The sequence below is a fragment of the Pseudomonas aegrilactucae genome, from assembly GCF_019168305.1.
In the GTDB taxonomy this organism is placed as follows: Bacteria; Pseudomonadota; Gammaproteobacteria; order Pseudomonadales; family Pseudomonadaceae; genus Aquipseudomonas; species Aquipseudomonas aegrilactucae.
Genome location: NZ_JAHTBI010000018.1, coordinates 1 through 15,166 on the forward strand (window position 1 = coordinate 1; position 15,166 = coordinate 15,166).

The 15,166-nt window shown below is 64.7% G+C and carries 14 protein-coding genes and 1 rRNA gene; 8 read left to right on the forward strand and 7 right to left on the reverse strand.

The genetic code is table 11. The features are described from left to right. Positions 1-83: 83 nt before the first annotated feature. Positions 84-199 (forward strand): 5S ribosomal RNA (gene rrf / locus KUO17_RS06520). Positions 200-264: 65 nt separating this feature from the next. Here rrf and KUO17_RS06525 read toward each other — a convergent pair. From KUO17_RS06525 to KUO17_RS06545, 5 genes are all read right to left on the reverse strand, one after another. Further along, positions 265-1,446, reverse strand: coding sequence for a PepSY-associated TM helix domain-containing protein (locus KUO17_RS06525; RefSeq protein ID WP_217974400.1), 1,182 nt, complete (start codon positions 1,444-1,446; stop codon positions 265-267). Positions 1,447-1,530: 84 nt separating this feature from the next. Further along, positions 1,531-4,035 carry a TonB-dependent siderophore receptor gene (locus KUO17_RS06530; RefSeq protein WP_217974401.1) on the reverse strand — a complete coding sequence of 835 codons (2,505 nt, stop codon included), beginning with the start codon at positions 4,033-4,035 and terminating at the stop codon, positions 1,531-1,533. Between the two features lie 90 nt (positions 4,036-4,125). Continuing rightward, positions 4,126-5,088, reverse strand: a complete 963-nt coding sequence (locus KUO17_RS06535) for a FecR domain-containing protein (RefSeq protein WP_217974403.1) — start codon at positions 5,086-5,088, stop codon at positions 4,126-4,128. Continuing rightward, positions 5,078-5,575 carry a sigma-70 family RNA polymerase sigma factor gene (locus KUO17_RS06540; RefSeq protein ID WP_217974405.1) on the reverse strand — a complete coding sequence of 166 codons (498 nt, stop codon included), beginning with the start codon at positions 5,573-5,575 and terminating at the stop codon, positions 5,078-5,080. Before KUO17_RS06540 ends, KUO17_RS06535 begins: the two co-directional genes overlap by 11 nt. A 92-nt stretch (positions 5,576-5,667) precedes the next feature. Beyond that, entirely contained in the window at positions 5,668-6,357 is a 690-nt protein-coding gene (locus tag KUO17_RS06545) for a GntR family transcriptional regulator (protein ID WP_217974407.1), read from the reverse strand. A gap of 197 nt (positions 6,358-6,554) precedes the next feature. On the opposite strand from KUO17_RS06545, the gene lapG reads away from it, so the two are divergent. Both lapG and lapD read left to right on the forward strand, forming a co-directional pair. After that, the gene (gene lapG / locus KUO17_RS06550) at positions 6,555-7,265 is read left to right on the forward strand and encodes a cysteine protease LapG (RefSeq protein ID WP_425274833.1); all 711 of its coding nucleotides are present in this window, start codon (positions 6,555-6,557) and stop codon (positions 7,263-7,265) included. A gap of 9 nt (positions 7,266-7,274) precedes the next feature. Next, a complete protein-coding gene (gene lapD, locus KUO17_RS06555; RefSeq protein ID WP_217974411.1) occupies positions 7,275-9,218 on the forward strand; it encodes a cyclic di-GMP receptor LapD in 1,944 nt (647 codons plus the stop codon). 102 nt (positions 9,219-9,320) lie between these two features. On the opposite strand, the gene KUO17_RS06560 is transcribed toward lapD, so the two are convergent. Continuing rightward, a complete protein-coding gene (locus KUO17_RS06560) occupies positions 9,321-9,638 on the reverse strand; it encodes a tryptophan synthase subunit beta (protein ID WP_217974413.1) in 318 nt (105 codons plus the stop codon). Between the two features lie 181 nt (positions 9,639-9,819). On the opposite strand from KUO17_RS06560, the gene KUO17_RS06565 reads away from it, so the two are divergent. Genes KUO17_RS06565 through KUO17_RS06580 form a run of 4 tightly spaced genes read left to right on the forward strand, consistent with a single transcriptional unit; the run spans position 9,820 to position 13,512 of the window. Further along, entirely contained in the window at positions 9,820-10,719 is a 900-nt protein-coding gene (locus KUO17_RS06565; RefSeq protein WP_217974415.1) for a TauD/TfdA dioxygenase family protein, read from the forward strand. Between the two features lie 20 nt (positions 10,720-10,739). Further along, positions 10,740-11,759, forward strand: a complete 1,020-nt coding sequence (locus KUO17_RS06570; protein WP_217974417.1) for an ABC transporter substrate-binding protein — start codon at positions 10,740-10,742, stop codon at positions 11,757-11,759. 4 nt (positions 11,760-11,763) lie between these two features. Then, positions 11,764-12,627: an ABC transporter ATP-binding protein gene (locus KUO17_RS06575; protein ID WP_217974419.1), complete on the forward strand. Its 864-nt coding sequence runs from the start codon at positions 11,764-11,766 to the stop codon at positions 12,625-12,627. Positions 12,628-12,642: 15 nt separating this feature from the next. Further along, positions 12,643-13,512: an ABC transporter permease gene (locus tag KUO17_RS06580; protein WP_217974421.1), complete on the forward strand. Its 870-nt coding sequence runs from the start codon at positions 12,643-12,645 to the stop codon at positions 13,510-13,512. On the opposite strand, the gene KUO17_RS06585 is transcribed toward KUO17_RS06580, so the two are convergent. Beyond that, a complete protein-coding gene (locus KUO17_RS06585) occupies positions 13,513-14,106 on the reverse strand; it encodes a WYL domain-containing protein (protein WP_217974423.1) in 594 nt (197 codons plus the stop codon). 207 nt (positions 14,107-14,313) lie between these two features. On the opposite strand from KUO17_RS06585, the gene KUO17_RS06590 reads away from it, so the two are divergent. After that, positions 14,314-15,126: a tetratricopeptide repeat protein gene (locus tag KUO17_RS06590; protein WP_217974425.1), complete on the forward strand. Its 813-nt coding sequence runs from the start codon at positions 14,314-14,316 to the stop codon at positions 15,124-15,126. The last annotated feature ends 40 nt before the right edge of the window (positions 15,127-15,166 follow it).

Here is a 15,166-nt window from a genome sequence, read left to right on the forward strand (position 1 = left end):
CAGGTAGGGGTTTTGTCTTTATAGAGTAGAAGCATCAAGAATTCGCTGGCCCGTCGGCATCGACGCTCCGGCACACAGAATTTCTTGACGACCATAGAGCATTGGAACCACCTGATCCCATCCCGAACTCAGTAGTGAAACGATGCATCGCCGATGGTAGTGTGGGGTTTCCCCATGTGAGAGTAGGTCATCGTCAAGATTCAATTCCAGAACCCCTGTCAGCGTTGCTGACAGGGGTTTTGTCTTTTCAGGGGTAGGGTCGTGTTACCGCACCTTGCGTCGCCCCTTCGCGCTGCGCCGCGCCAGCAACTTGCGCCACCAGATATACACCCCCGTCACCGACAACACCGCCATCACCAACCCCAGCACCGCAATCATCACCTGGCCTGTGGTACCGATGATCCTGCCGCCATGTATGGGTAGCTGCAGCCGGTAGAAGCGTTCCCCCAGCGTGCCCTGCCCGGCGATCTCCTTGCCGAGCAAATGGCCGTCGGTGCCATGGAAGAATATCCATGACTTACCCTGTGCATCCGTATCGTGCTGCCCAAACCCCGCCCCGTAGAAGTTGTATTCGAAGCTGTAGTACAACTCACCGATCGGTGCCGTCAGGCCAAGGCGTTGACCCTCCTGCTGAGCCAGCTGATGCGCCTGGTGCCAGTTCAGCATCGTCTCCCCCAGTTCCTCCCTGGGCAGCCTGCCACGGGCCTCATAGACGCTAGGCTCCACCGTCGAGAACAACGACACGGTCGGCTTGAACACCTGGCTGGGCAGGTTCATCGCCACGCTGCTGATCGCCACCGGCAACAACAGCAGCCATAGCCACAAACCGCCTGCCCTGTGGATATCCATGTTGAGGCGATAGGCATGCCCGCCCTTGATCTTCCAGGCCGTGCTCCACTTGCGCCAGAACGGCCGCCCGCGAGGCAGGGTGAGCCACAGCGCAATGAAGCAGTCCAGCACCCACAGGATCGCCACCACGCCCATCAACAACAGCCCCCAGTTGCCGGGCAAGGTCAGGCTGTAATGCAGTTCGAGCATGAACGGCATGAAGTTCGCTCGCGAAAAGCAGCACTCGCCCCAGTAACGCTGGCCCAGGGTCTGGCCGCTGACCGGGTCGAGGTAGAACACGGTGTTCTTCTCGGCATACGGCTGCCCGGTGGCCGGGTCATTGCGCGGCACCATCGCCAGCAACGCCGAGTGGCCGGGTTCGTCGGGATACTCCATGTACCAGACCTGCAGGCGTGGATGTGCCGCCTGCAGTGTGTCCACCAGGTTGCCGGGATCCTGGCGCGGGCCCTGCGCAGGCGCTTGGTAGAACGACGGGTTCAGCCATTCGTCAATCTCGTGATTGAACGCCAGCACACTGCCTGTCAGCCCTGCCAGGGCGAGAAACAGTGCGGTGGCCAGGCCGATGTAACGGTGCAGCAGTACATACAGGGAGCGCATGGTGGAAGTTCCTGATCAGGTCGCCAGATGCGACAAAGCCAGTGCCTGGGGTCAGGCACTGGCTTCGCGGTTCACGGGGTGCGGTCAGAACTGGTAGCTGACCGTGGCGCTGACATTGCGCTCTTCACCCATGTAGCAGTAGTTGAGGCTCGCGCACGAGGCGACGTAGCGTTCATTGGTGAGGTTGTTGGCGTTGAGCCGCACATCCACGCCCTTGAGCCCTACCTTGCCCAGGTCGTAGCCCACCGACGCATCGAACAGGGTGTACGACGGCACCTTCATGGTGTTCTCCGCGTCTACCCAGCTGTAGCCCACGTAACGCACGCCGCCGCCGACGCGCACGCCATCCAGCACGCCTTGGCGCACGTCATAGTCGGCCCACAGCGAAGCCATCTGCCTGGGCGCCTGGGTCGGCGAGTTGCCTTGATTGTCGAGGGTGCTGCCAGCCAGGGTACTGGGCATCGTCTTGCTGTACTCGATATCGGTGAAGGTATAGCTGCCCAGCACCTTCAGGTTGTCGCTTACCTGCACGTGGGCTTCCAGCTCCAGGCCCTGGGAGCGTACTTGCCCGACCGGGTAGTAGAAGTTGTCCTGCGGCTGCTTGGTGGCCAGGTTCTCCTGCTCGATGCGAAACACCGAGGCGGTGAACAGGTTGTCCGTGCCTGGCGGCTGGTACTTGATCCCGGCTTCCCACTGGGTGCCCTCGGTGGGGGCCAGCGGGTTGCCGGCGGCGTCGGCATAGGAGTTGGGGTTGAACGACTCCGAGTAGCTCAGGTAAGGCGCTATGCCGTTGTCGAAGAGGTACAGCACGCCGGCGCGGCCTGTGAGCTTGGTGCGCTCATCGCTGATCTTGGTGCCCAGCGGGCGGGTAGGCTCGGCGATGCGATTTTCATCCGAGGTTTTCACCCAGTCCTGGCGCAGCCCGAGCGAGAAGCGCCAGTTGTCCAGTTCGATCAGGTCCTGGGCGTAGATGCCCGTCTGCTGCAGGCGACGCGTATAGCTGGTCGGCGCGTAATAGCTGACCTGCGAATTGCCGTACTGCGGGTTGAACGCATCGATCGACGCCACGCCACCACTGGTCCAGTCGACCACGGTCTTGCGCCGCTGGTAGTCCAGGCCCACCAGCGTGGTGTGCTTGGCCGACCCGGTGAAGTACTCGGCCTGCAGCATGTTGTCGATGATGTAGGAATGCAGCGTCTCGTCGGCACCGGTGTAGTAGCGGTTGAGCCTGTTGCTGGTGGGCGACTCGTAGCCCCAGGCATACACCTGGTCCATTTTCACCGTGGAGTCCAGGTAGCGGAAGTTCTGCCGCGCGGTGAACACGTCGTTGAAGCGATGCTCGAACTGGTAACCGAAGGACTGCTGGTTGCGCTCGTAGCTGTCGATGCCCGGTTCGCCCTCGAAGAAGTGCTCCGAAATGCGCTGGCCATTGCGCTTGTGCAGCGCGCCATCGGCAGGCACGCCGGCGTGGTAGCCGCCTTCCGGATCGTTTTGCAGGTAGGCCTGCAATGTCAGCGACGTGTCCTCGGTGAAGTCGATGCTCAGGGTCGGCGCCAGGGCAAAGCGCTTTTCTTCGTTATGGTCGAACTGGGTATCGGACTGATGGGTAAGGCCGGTCAGGCGATAGGCGATGCGCTTGTCGTCGTCCAGCGGGCCGCTGAAGTCGAAGCCCACGCCGCGCTGCCCCTGGTTGCCGACGGTGGCCTGTACCTGGCGAAAGGTCTCGTACAACGGCTTCTTGCTGGTCAGCGCGACCAGGCCGCCCGGCGAGCTGCGGCCATACAGCACCGAGGACGGGCCCTTGAGGATGTCCACGCGCTCGAGAAAATACGGGTCGACCTGCAGGGTACTGAAGGTACCGCTGTCACCCATCGACTTGAGGCCGTCGATGTAGATGTTGTCGACCGAACCGTCGTTGAAGCCGCGCATCGCCACATAGTCATAGCGGTGGGTCGCGCCATACGGGTTGGTCAGCACGCCCGGGGTGTAGCGCATGGTCTGCGAGACCGTCTGCGCGCCCTGGTCATCCATCTGCTGACGCGTGACCACCGACACCGACTGCGAAGTCTCCAGCAGCGCGGTACTGGTCTTGGTCGCGATCTGACTGTGGGTGGCGTTGTAGCCCTCCATGCTGCCCAGTGCATTGCCCAGGGCAAAGCCGCGCACATCAGTGCTGGGCAAGGCGAGAGCGGCGTCCTGCGCCACGGCATGCAGCACATAGCTGCTGCCATCCTGGCTGATGGCTTCCAGGCCCGAACCTTCGAGCAACTGGCGCAGCGCCTGGTCGGTGGCATAGCTGCCGTGCAGGCCCGGTGATCGTGCACCTTGGGTCATCTGCGGGGTGCTCGACAGGGTGATGCCGGCCTGGCGCGCGAACTGGTTCAGCACCTCGTCCAGCGACCCTGCGGGGATGTTGTATTGCTGGCTGACGCTGCTCGCCGGTTGTGCCAGGGCCGCCGCCGGGATGCAGGCCAGGCCCATGGCCGTACCCAACAGCGCAGCGCGCACGGCTTTGCCCAGGCGTGAATCTAAGAAAGGTTGAAACTCATTATTGTCGTGGGGCTGCAACAGGGGCAGTGCATCGCGCATGGGAAGCATCCGTGGAGTCGGTAAGGCAGAAGGGAGTCGCTTACTGTCCTAGCCGGACTTACCGCCAAAACCCGCCAAAAAGTCAGGCCCTCACGTCAGGCGCTCCAGGCGTACCCACCAGCGCGTGCGGTAGTTGACCTTCACTGGCAGCGTCTGTGGTAGCAGTTGCAACAGCTTGTCGGTGTCTTCCAGACGGAACACCCCCGACAGGCGCAGGGTGCTGATGTCCTCGGCGCAACTCAGGTAGCCGTGGCGGTAACGCGCGACCTCGGCCAGAAAATCCCCAAGGCGCATATTGCGCGTAACGATCAGCCCGTCGGCCCAGGCACCGGCATCCATGTCCTGCTGCTCAACGGGTGTCGCACCCTGTGCGTTTACCCGCAGCGCTTCGCCGGCGCGTATCCATTGCAGGCCTGCCGGGCGGTGCAGTGCCACGCGGCCCTGGCTGACGCTCACGCGGGTGCAGTCGCGCTCCTGGCGCACCACGAAACGCCCGTCGAAGCCTTCGAGCAGGGCATCGTCGGTCCGTACCAGCAGCGGGCGTCCAGCGGGGCCTGTGGGGTGTTCGGCACCGCTCAGCATCAGTTCGCCCTGCTTGAGCCTGATCAGGCGTTGGCGATCGTCGAAGGCGAGGTCCGCCGCCGTATGGGTGTTGAGGTTGAGCAGGCTGCCATCCGGCAGACGCACCGCACGCCGCTCACCCGTGGCGGTGGCAAAATCCGACGTCCAGGGGTCGAGCACGCCAAGGTCCTTGCTGATCCACGCCGCCGAGCCAAGCATTGCCAGGCCGCCGAGCAGCTTCAGTGCCTGGCGCCGGTGCAGGCGCTGCTGGCTCGTCTCCAGCGTCTGCAAGGCGACCACGCCTGCACCGGGCACGGCGCGCAGGTTCATCTCCTGCTGCAGGTTGTGCACCCGCTGCCAGGCTAGTTCGTGTTCATGGCTGGCGCTGCGCCATTGCTCGCACTGGGTCAGCAAGCGTGGGCTGTCGCCGCTTTCGCGCAGCCGCAGCATCCAGTGAATGGCCTGTTTGACCACGCGCGGGCTAGGGTTCATAGCGCAACAGGTAGCAGTGATACAGCGCATCGGCCACATGGCGCTCCACCGAACGCAGCGAGATCCCCATCTGCTCGGCGATCTGCCTGTGGCTCAGGCCTTCGCACTGGGCCAGCAGGAACGCGGTGCGTACCTTGGGCTTGAGCCCGTCGAGCAGGCGCGCGATACGCTCCAGCAGCTCAAGCAGCAGTTCACGGGTCTCGGGCGAGGGCACCTGGGCCTCAGGCACATGCGCCAAGGCTTCGAGGTAGGCGCGCTCCAGCTCTTCGCGGCGCCAATGGTCGATCACAAGGCCCTGGGCGATGGTGCGCAGGAACGCCCGGGGCGCACGCAGCTCCGGCTGTTCGTGGCGCTGCAGCAGGCGCACGAAGGTGTCCTGGGCCAGGTCCGCGGCATCGGCGGCATTGCCCAGGCGGCAGCGCAGCCAGGTGTTCAGCCAACTGTGGTGTTGCTGATAAAGCGTGTGCACAGAATCGTGAGGGGGCATGAAGGCGCGCTGCCGGGGTCATAAATGATAATTAGTCTCATTGTTATGGCGCCTCGAACAATTTGCAACCATTGAGCTGCCCAGCGGTGCCGTCAGCGCTGCGGTCGATGCGTCAGGTACTGACGGATGGCCTGCATGCCCTTGTTCAGATGCTGCTCCAGCAACTGCACGGCCTCATCCACGCGCTTGTGCTGCGCCGCGTCCACCAGGGCGATATGGTCATCCTGGGTCAGCTTGCCCAGCCCCATCGACGACAGGTGAAAACGCAGGAAGCGCGCCTCTTCGCACAACTCGCTGTCGATCAGGCGCAACAGCTTCTGGTTCGGTGCCTTGCAGTACAGGGTCATGTGGAACAGCCGGTTGAGCTGGCCCATCTCGGCGTGTCGGGTTTCGTTCTCCAGTTGCTCGATGTAACGGCGGGCCTGTGCGATGTCCTCGGCGCTCAACAACGGCACCGACAGGCGTAGCGCCTCGCTCTCCAGGATGACCCGCAAGCCATAGGAGTCGACGGCATCTTCGCTGATCAGCGGCGCCACCACCGCGCCCTTGTGCGCCACCACCTGCACCAGCGACTGCGCCTCGAGCTGGCGCAAGGCTTCACGCACCGGCATGCGGCTGACGCCAAACAGCGTGGCCAGTTCCTGTTGGCGCAAGGCCATGCCCGGCGCCAGTCGGCCGTCCAGGATGGCGCTGCGCAGGCGCTCTTCAATCACGCTGCGCGCCAGGTGGGCGGGCACCTGTTCGTCGCCCAGGATGCTCAGGAGTTTGATCTTTTCGGCCACGCTGACTGCCCTGCTAGCGATAGGTATTGGGTCCAGGGATGCCTGGTGATGACGTTTCAGCCGGTCAAATCCGGGCTGGTGGCGGCCCGCTGGCATACGTATCAACTATCGTGAATGAACTCGCAGCGCTTGGGAAGCTTGTCGCCGTGCACCATTGTCTTTTACCGGCCCAGCCTGCACCATCGCGATTCCACGTTCTGCATGGACCGCCGGCCTTGGCGATACGTTGGGCTTCCCCGCTGACCCTGCGCCAGGCTGGCCTGGCGCTGTTGCTCGGCTGCGTGTTGCTGGGCAACCTGCGCGCGGAGTGGGACTTCTCCCAGATCAGCCGCAAGGCCCAGGCCCTGTATGGCCCGCTCGGTGCCGGCCAGCAGCGTATCGATGCCTGGCAGCAGCTGCTGGCGAGCAGCAGGCAGCTCAGCGAAACCGAGCGCCTGCAGGTGGTCAACCAGTTCTTCAATGGCCAGTTGCGCTACGTCGAAGACCTCGACCTGTGGCGCGAGGTCGACTACTGGGCCACGCCCATCCAGTCGCTGATCAAAGGCGCCGGCGACTGCGAAGACTACGCCATCGCCAAGTATTTCAGCCTGCGCCGCCTCGGCATCCCCGGCGAAAAATTGCGCATCACCTATGTCAAGGCGTTGCGCCAGAACCGCGCGCACATGGTCCTGACCTACTATTCCACTCCAGAGGCCATGCCGTTGGTGCTCGACAGCCTGATCGACAGCATCGAGCCGGCCAGCCAGCGCACCGACCTGCTGCCGGTGTACGCCTTCAATGCCGAGGGCATGTGGCTGACCGGGGCGGGCGGCAACCGCAAGGTCGGCGACAGCAAGCGCCTGTCGCGCTGGCAGGATCTGTTGAAAAAGATGCAGGCCGAGGGTTTCCCCGCCGAGCCGGTCAAGTGAGGAGTCCAGATGTCACTGTTCAAGCAATTGCTGCTCGCCATCTGCCTGTTTCTGGTGGTTGCCTTCAGCGGCAGCTTCATGGTCAGCCTGGAGAGTTCGCGCAGCCAGTACGTGAACCAGCTGCGCTCGCACGCCCAGGATGGCGCCACTGCGCTGGCCTTGTCGCTCACGCCCAACATCGATGACCCGGCGATGGTCGAGCTGCTGGTCAGCTCGATGTTCGACAGTGGCTATTACGCCAGCATTCGTGTCGTCGACCTGGGTTCCACTGCTCTTCTGGTCGAGCGCCATGCAGAGCCCGACAGCGGCGGGGTGCCGCGCTGGTTCATCCGCCTGATCGGCCTGGAGGCGGCCGGCGGTGATGCCATCGTCAGTCGCGGCTGGCAACAGGCGGCGCGGGTCGAGGTGGTCAGCCACCCGATGTTCGCCCTGGCCAAGCTGTGGCGCAGCGCGCTGGGCAGCCTGGCCTGGTTGCTGCTGTGCGGCGTGCTCAGCGCCTTGCTCGGTGCGTTGCTGCTGCGCCGCCAGCTCAAGCCGCTGGACTACATGGTGGCGCAGTCCCAGGCGATTGCGCGGCGCGAGTTCCTCAGCCTGCCGCAGTTGCCGCGCACGCCCGAACTGCGCCGGGTGGTGCAGGCAATGAACCAGATGGTCGAGAAGCTCAAGGCACTGTTCCACGAGCAGGCCCAGCGCAGCGAGACGCTGCGTGCCGAGGCGTGGCAAGACAGCCTGACCGGGCTGGGCAACCGGCGTTACTTCGAGATGCAGCTGGCGGCACGCCTCAGCCCGCTGGACGAGGCGCGCCCCGGTTACCTGCTGGTGCTGCGTGTGCAGGACCTGGCCGGGCTCAACCAGCGCCTCGGCGGGCAACGCACCGACGCATTGCTGCAGGCGGTCGCGCAGCAGTTGCGACGGGTGTGTGCGCACTACCCCAAGACCCTCAACCTGATCGCGCGCAGCCGCGGGGGTGAATTTGCCGTGCTGGCGCCCGGCCTGGTGCAGGACGAAGCGCTGCACCTGGCCCAGGAGCTGGAGCAGACCCTGCACAGCCTGCACGATACTGGCGCTTCTGACCTCGACCCGGTGGCCTGGATCGGCCTGGCGCCGTACAGCCCCGGCGATGCGTCGGCGGCCCTGCTGGAGCGGGCCGATGAAGCGCTGGTGCAGGCGCAGAGCCAGGGCACGCCGTGCTGGGTGTGCCTGCCAGCGCAGGCTGCGGCGCGGGTGGACCGCCAGGACTGGCAGGCGTTGTTGCAGCAGGCATTTGAGCAGGGCCGCTTCGAGCTGTTCTACCAGCCGGTGGTAGCGGCCGATGACCCTGGCCAGGTACTGCACTACAAGGTGCTCTCGCGGCTGCCCGATGGTCACGGCCAGTTGCTCGCCGCCGGGCGTTTCCTGCCCTGGCTGGAGCGCTTAGGCTGGTCGAGCCGGCATGACCTGCTGATGCTCGAACGGGTGCTGGCACACTTGCCCGGCCACGACCAGGTGCTGGCGCTGAACCTCTCGGGGTCCACCCTGGCCGACCCGCAGGCGCTGCAACAGGTGTATGAGCTGCTGGGGCGTCATCCGGCGCTGGGCCGGCGCCTGGTACTGGAAATCGGCGAAGAGCAGCTGCCTGAACAGGCTGCGCTGGAACAGCTGGCACGGCGCCTGCGCACCCTGGGGTTCAGCCTGAGCCTGCAGCATTTCGGCGGGCGCTTCAGCATGATCGGCAACCTGGCGCACCTGGGGCTGGGGTATTTGAAGATCGACGGCAGTTTTATCCGCGCCATCGATCAGGAGCAGCACAAGCGCCTGTTCATCGAGGCGATACAGCGGGCGGCGCACAGCATCGACCTGCCGCTGATTGCCGAGCGGGTGGAGAGCGAAGGGGAGTTGCGGGTGCTGCGCGAGATGGGGATCGTCGGGGTACAGGGGCAGTTGATCGGTGAGCCGCGCCCCTGGGCCGTGTAGCGTCTGTGACGGCCCTTTCGCTGGCAAGCCAGCTCCCACAGGGTTTTGTGTGCGCCTCCAACCTCGTGAGAACCGGCTTGCCAGCGAAGGGGCCCCAGAACCCTAGATCAGCGGTCGGTCCTCGTTTTCGTCGATCAGCTTGTTCAACCCCCCCATCGTCTGGCGTGCACTGGAACGGCTGAGCAGCTTGGCCTGGGCGCTGGCCGGCAGGTCGGTAATGCTGATCACGCCCTTGCTGGTCAGCACCTCGATCAGGTCCTCCAGCACCCGGATCATGTCCAGGTCGCTCTGCTGCAGCTTCTTGGCAAACCAGGCCTGGGCCTCCGGCGAGTCGTTGGGCAGCGCCTCGTTTTCCTCGGCAAAAGGTGTCGACTCCAGCCGCACCAGCGCGCCCTGGGCATCACGTTGCACATAGAACATGGCGTATCCCTCGTGAAAGTCTGTCCGTAGTGGCCTCAGCAGCATAGGCCACCGGCGCGCAACAACCCTCTCTATACTTATTCCCTAAAGGTATTTAAATTATTTTTCTTATGCATTTATATTCAATTCCACGCGTAGTTACCGATCCAGCGGCGCACGCACAGCGTGGGAGTGAAGAGTTATGTCAGCGGCCTCTGGCGCCTTGTCGCACAACGACAGCGCCCAACCTCAACGTTTTGAAATTCGTCCGTTTGCCGGCGCCGTGGGGGCCGAGATCATCGGCCTGGACCTGACCCGTGCGGTCAACAATGCCGACTTTGCGCGCATCCATCGTGCGCACCTGGACCACCACGTGGTGGTGTTTCGCGACCAGCGCATCACGCCACAACAGCAGATCGACTTCAGCCGCCGTTTCGGCGTGCTGCAGATCCACGTGCTCAAGCAGTTCCTGCTCGCCGGCCACCCGCAAATCCTGATCGTTTCCAACATCGTCGAAAACGGCCAGAACATCGGCCTGGGCGATGCCGGCAAGTTCTGGCACTCGGACCTTTCGTACAAGGAACTGCCGAGCCTGGGCTCGATGCTGCACGCCCAGGAGCTGCCCAGCGAAGGCGGCGACACCTTGTTCGCCGACATGCACAAGGCCTGGGACGATCTGCCCGAGTACCTGCGCAAGGCGGTCGCAGGCCGCAGCGCCGCACACTCGTACACCGCGCGCTACAGCGAAACCAAATTCGAAGGCAACTGGCGCCCGACGCTCACCGCCGAGCAATTGGCCCAGGTGCAGGAAGTCATCCACCCGGTGGTACGCACCCACCCTGAGAATGGTCGCAAGGCGCTGTTCGTCAGCGAAGGTTTCACCACCCGCATCGTCGGCCTGCCCGAGGATGAAAGCCGCCAGCTCCTCACCGAGCTGTACGCCCACAGCGTGCTCGAACACAACATCTACCGTCACCGGTGGCAGCCCCATGACCTGGTGTTCTGGGACAACCGTTCACTGATCCACCTGGCCGCCGGCTGCCCCGCGCACCTGCGCCGCAAGCTGTACCGCACCACCATCCAGGGCGATGCCCCGTTCTGATTCGTCTCGAGGAGTACAGCATGCGCAACTCAATCAGCCGCCTGGCGGCCAGCATCGGCCTGGGCGTCAGCCTGCTTGCCGGCAGCCTCATCGCCCCCGCTGCGGCGCAGGCCGAAGGTGAAATCCGTATCGCCGAGCAGTTCGGCATTGTCTACCTGCTGCTCAACGTGGTGCGCGACCAGAGCCTGATCGAGAAGCACGGCAAGGAGCAGGGCATCGACATCAAGGTCGACTGGACCCAGCTCTCCGGGGGGTCGGCAGTCAACGACGCACTGTTGTCGGGCTCGATCGACATCGCCGGCGCCGGGGTTGGCCCGCTGCTGACCATCTGGGACCGCACCCATGGCCGACAGAACGTCAAGGCGGTCGCCTCGCTGGGCAACTTCCCGTACTACCTGGTCAGCAGCAACCCCAAGGTCAGGAGCATCGCCGACTTCACCGAGAACGACCGTATTGCCCTGCCGGCGGTAGGTGTCTCGGTGCAATCGCGCTTCCTGCAGTACGCCGCCGCCCAGCAGTGGGGCGACAAGGCGTTCGCGCGCCTGGACAAGTACACCCTTGCCGTTCCGCACCCTGACGCCACCGCCGCCTTGCTGGCCGGCGGCACCGAACTCAACGCGCACTTCTCCAACCCGCCGTTCCAGGACCAGGTGCTGGCCAACAAGGAGGTGCACGTGGTGCTCGACACCTACGAGCTGTTGGGCCCCAACTCGCCCACCGTGCTGTTCGCCACCGAGAAATTCCGCAAGGACAACCCCAAGACCTATCAGGCGTTCGTCGACGCCCTGGCCGAGGCGGCGGACTTCGCCCAGCACGACAAGGGCGCGGCGGCCGATACCTACATTCGCGTGACCAAGGCCAAGATCGACCGCGCGGCGCTGCTCAAGATCATCGACAACCCGCAGTACGAGTTCAGCATCACGCCGAAGAACACCTACAAACTGGCTGACTTCATGTACCGGGTCGGTGCGATCAAGAACAAACCCGAATCGTGGAAGGACTACTTCTTCCAGGATCAGAAGCCGCTGCAGGGGAGCTGATGCCATGAATGCCCGCTTGCAAGGCCACACGGCCAGCAACCTGAGCAGCGTTAGCGCGCCGCCTGTGTTGCAGGTGGACAACCTCAGCCTCGAATACCGCACCGCCCAGCGCGTGGTGCGGGCTACCCACCAGGTCAGCTTCGATGTCGACAAGGCGGACCGCTTCGTCCTGCTCGGGCCCTCCGGGTGCGGCAAGTCGACCTTGCTCAAGGCGGTGGCCGGCTTCATCGAACCGCGTGAAGGCGAGATCCGCCTGCAAGGCCAGCCGGTGCGCGGGCCGGGGCCCGACCGCATCGTGGTGTTCCAGGAATTCGACCAGTTGCCGCCGTGGAAAACCGTCAAGCAGAACGTGATGTTCCCGCTGCTGGCATCCGGCACCCTCAAGCGTGCCGAGGCCGAACAGCGCGCCCTGCATTATCTGGACAAGGTCGGCCTGGCGGCCTTCGCCGATGCCTATCCGCATACCCTGTCCGGCGGCATGAAAGCGCGTGTGGCGATCGCCCGGGCGTTGGCCATGCAGCCCAAGATCCTGCTGATGGACGAACCCTTCGCCGCGCTCGACGCCCTGACCCGGCGCAAGATGCAGGAAGAGCTGCTGCTGTTGTGGCAAGAGGTGCGCTTCACCCTGCTGTTCGTCACCCACTCCATCGAAGAGGCGCTGGTGGTGGGCAACCGCATCCTGCTGCTGTCGCCGCACCCGGGGCGTGTGCGCGCCGAGATCCACAGCCACCAGTACGACCTGCACAGCCTGGGCGCCGCCGACTTCCAGGCCAGTGCGCGACGCATCCATCGCCTGCTGTTCGAAGACGGCGCTGCGCCCGAGCAGGACGCCGCGCTCGACTTCACCGACATCCGCATCGCCTACTGACCGGGAGCCTTACCCATGACCCCCTCTGCACCGGCTCCACGCCAGGAGTACGAAGTCGCCCTCGAACCCTTGCTCAGCGTACCGCTGGAGCGCGAGCTGCCATTGGGCCAGCGCCTGTGGCAACACGCCTGGCTGCGCAAGAGCCTGATCCTGGTACTGCTGGCGCTGGCCTGGGAGGCCGTCGCGCGCTATCAGGGCAACGACCTGCTGCTGCCCAGCTTCCTGCAGACCGCCGCCGCGCTGTACGACGGGATGCTCAGCGGCGAGTTGCCGGCCAAGGTCGGCGTGTCGCTGGTGGTGCTGCTCAAGGGCTACCTGCTGGGCATCGTGCTGGCGTTCGGCTTGACCAGCCTTGCGGTGTCGACACAGATCGGCCGCGACCTGCTCAGCAGCCTGACCTCGATGTTCAACCCCTTGCCGGCGATTGCCCTGCTGCCGCTTGCGCTGCTGTGGTTTGGCCTGGGCGACAACAGCCTGATCTTCGTGCTGGTGCATTCGGTGCTGTGGGCGCTGGCGCTGAACACCTATGCCGGTTTCATGGGGGTCTCAGAAACCCTGCGCATGGCCGGGCGCAACTACGGCCTGCGCGGCTTGCGGCTGGTGGTCTACATCCTGATTCCGGCGGCGCTGCCCTCCATCCTGTCGGGCCTGAAGATCGGCTGGGCGTTCGCCTGGCGCACCCTGATCGCCGCCGAGCTGGTGTTTGGCGCCACCAGCGGCAAGGGCGGCCTGGGCTGGTACATCTTCCAGAACCGCAACGAGCTGTACACCGACAAGGTGTTCGCCGGCCTCGCGGTGGTGATCCTGATCGGCCTGCTGGTCGAGAGCCTGGTGTTCAACACCCTCGAGCGGGTCACCGTGCGCCGTTGGGGTATGCAGCGCTGATCAGCCGTCGCTGTACTGCGCCGCCGCCTCGCGCAGGCGCTGGGCGATCTGCCCACGCAGCAGCGGCGGTTGCTCGATGATCAGCGCTTCGCCCTGGCTCAGCAGCCAGCGGCGCAACTGCACACTGTCATTGAGGCTGGCGTGCAGGCGGTGGCCCTGCTCCAGAGCGGTCAGGCGCATATCGGCGCTCAGCGGCGCCTCGCGCACCTGGCGGGCCAGGTCATCACTGACCCATGCCTGCAGCCGGATTCGATCCGGGCTGTCGACTGACGCCACGTCACTGCACAGGTAACCGTGCAAATCGAAGTCCGCCAGGGCGTCACCCCCTGCCTCGCGCAGTTCCAGCTGACGCAGGCGCTGCACGGCCGGCGACCAGTGCCAGCCGAACGGGATGCTCTTGTCGTTGCGTTCCAGCGGGAAGATCAGCGACAGCTCGTTGAGGTCGCGTTCGATGGTGCGCTTGCTGATGCTGAAACCGGCATCGCGCAGGCGCATCGCCAGGGATGCACTGGTAATGCCGGGGGAACGGCTGGGCAGCTGGCGCAACAGCTCCCATTGACGGCTGAGCGTGGCGCGAGTGGTGGCGGAGGGCAAAAGATAACGTCCTTGTCTAGGCTTTGCCTGAATAGCATGGCGCCAGCGGTGCCGTATGGCAATTAGCCAGTGACGCATAACCTCAGGGACGAGCCCGTTGAATTGCCCGAATCGAATCGTGCGCGACAGGTTTTGTCGTGCCGTTGCGCACAATCACGCCTCATCGTCCCCACTCTCTGTACCTTGGGCGGTTCAATGAGGATGACCATGTCTGCTGCCAGCAATATCTACCCACTGCTTGCGCGGCTGTTGCCCGAGCGTGTCGTCCCGGATCCCTGCGGGCAGACCCCGCGCCATTTCGCCGGCGTAGGCATGCCGGTGCAGCGCGCGGCGCTGGGCGACAGCTTCAGCCTGGTCAATCGTCTGGACGAGGCCGTCGACCTGCAATCGGTCTACACCGACCTGCGCCGCCAGGCCCTGGACGGCAGCGTGGCGGCGCTCACCGACCTGGGCTGGATCTGGCTCAACGGCAAGTACTGGCCGGGCGAGCCGTCGCTGGCGGGCCACCTGTTGCGCATGGCCGCGCTGCAGGGCAGTGCGGTGGCCTGGTTCAATCTGGGCCAGCAGCACTACTTCGGCAAGGGCGTGCAGGTGGCCTACGCCAGCGCCGCGCACTGCTACCGGCACGCGTTCGAGCGCGGCCTGGACGAAGCCGCTGCCGCACTGGGCGATCTGTTCGAGGAAGAAATCTGCGATACCCACCTGCAGGCCTGGCAGGTCGACCTGCAACTGGCCTATGACTGGTTCATGCGCGGTGCCCAACGCGGCGATGCGCGCTGCCGCTTCGAGATCGGCTATCGCCTGCTGCATGGCCAGCAGGTGCAGGCCGACGACAAGGCCGCCGTGTACTGGCTGGAACTGGCGGCCGCAGCCGGGGTGATGCCGGCGGCCGAAGAGCTGGCGCTGCATTTCAGCGTGGCCGGCAACCCACTGCGCTACCTGTTCTGGCGTGACCAGGCGATCAGCCTGGGCAGCGCACGGGCACTGAACCTCAAGCGCGAAGACCAGCAGCAGCGCTGAGCGGCTATTGACGCCTCGGGGGCGGATCGAAGAACATTGA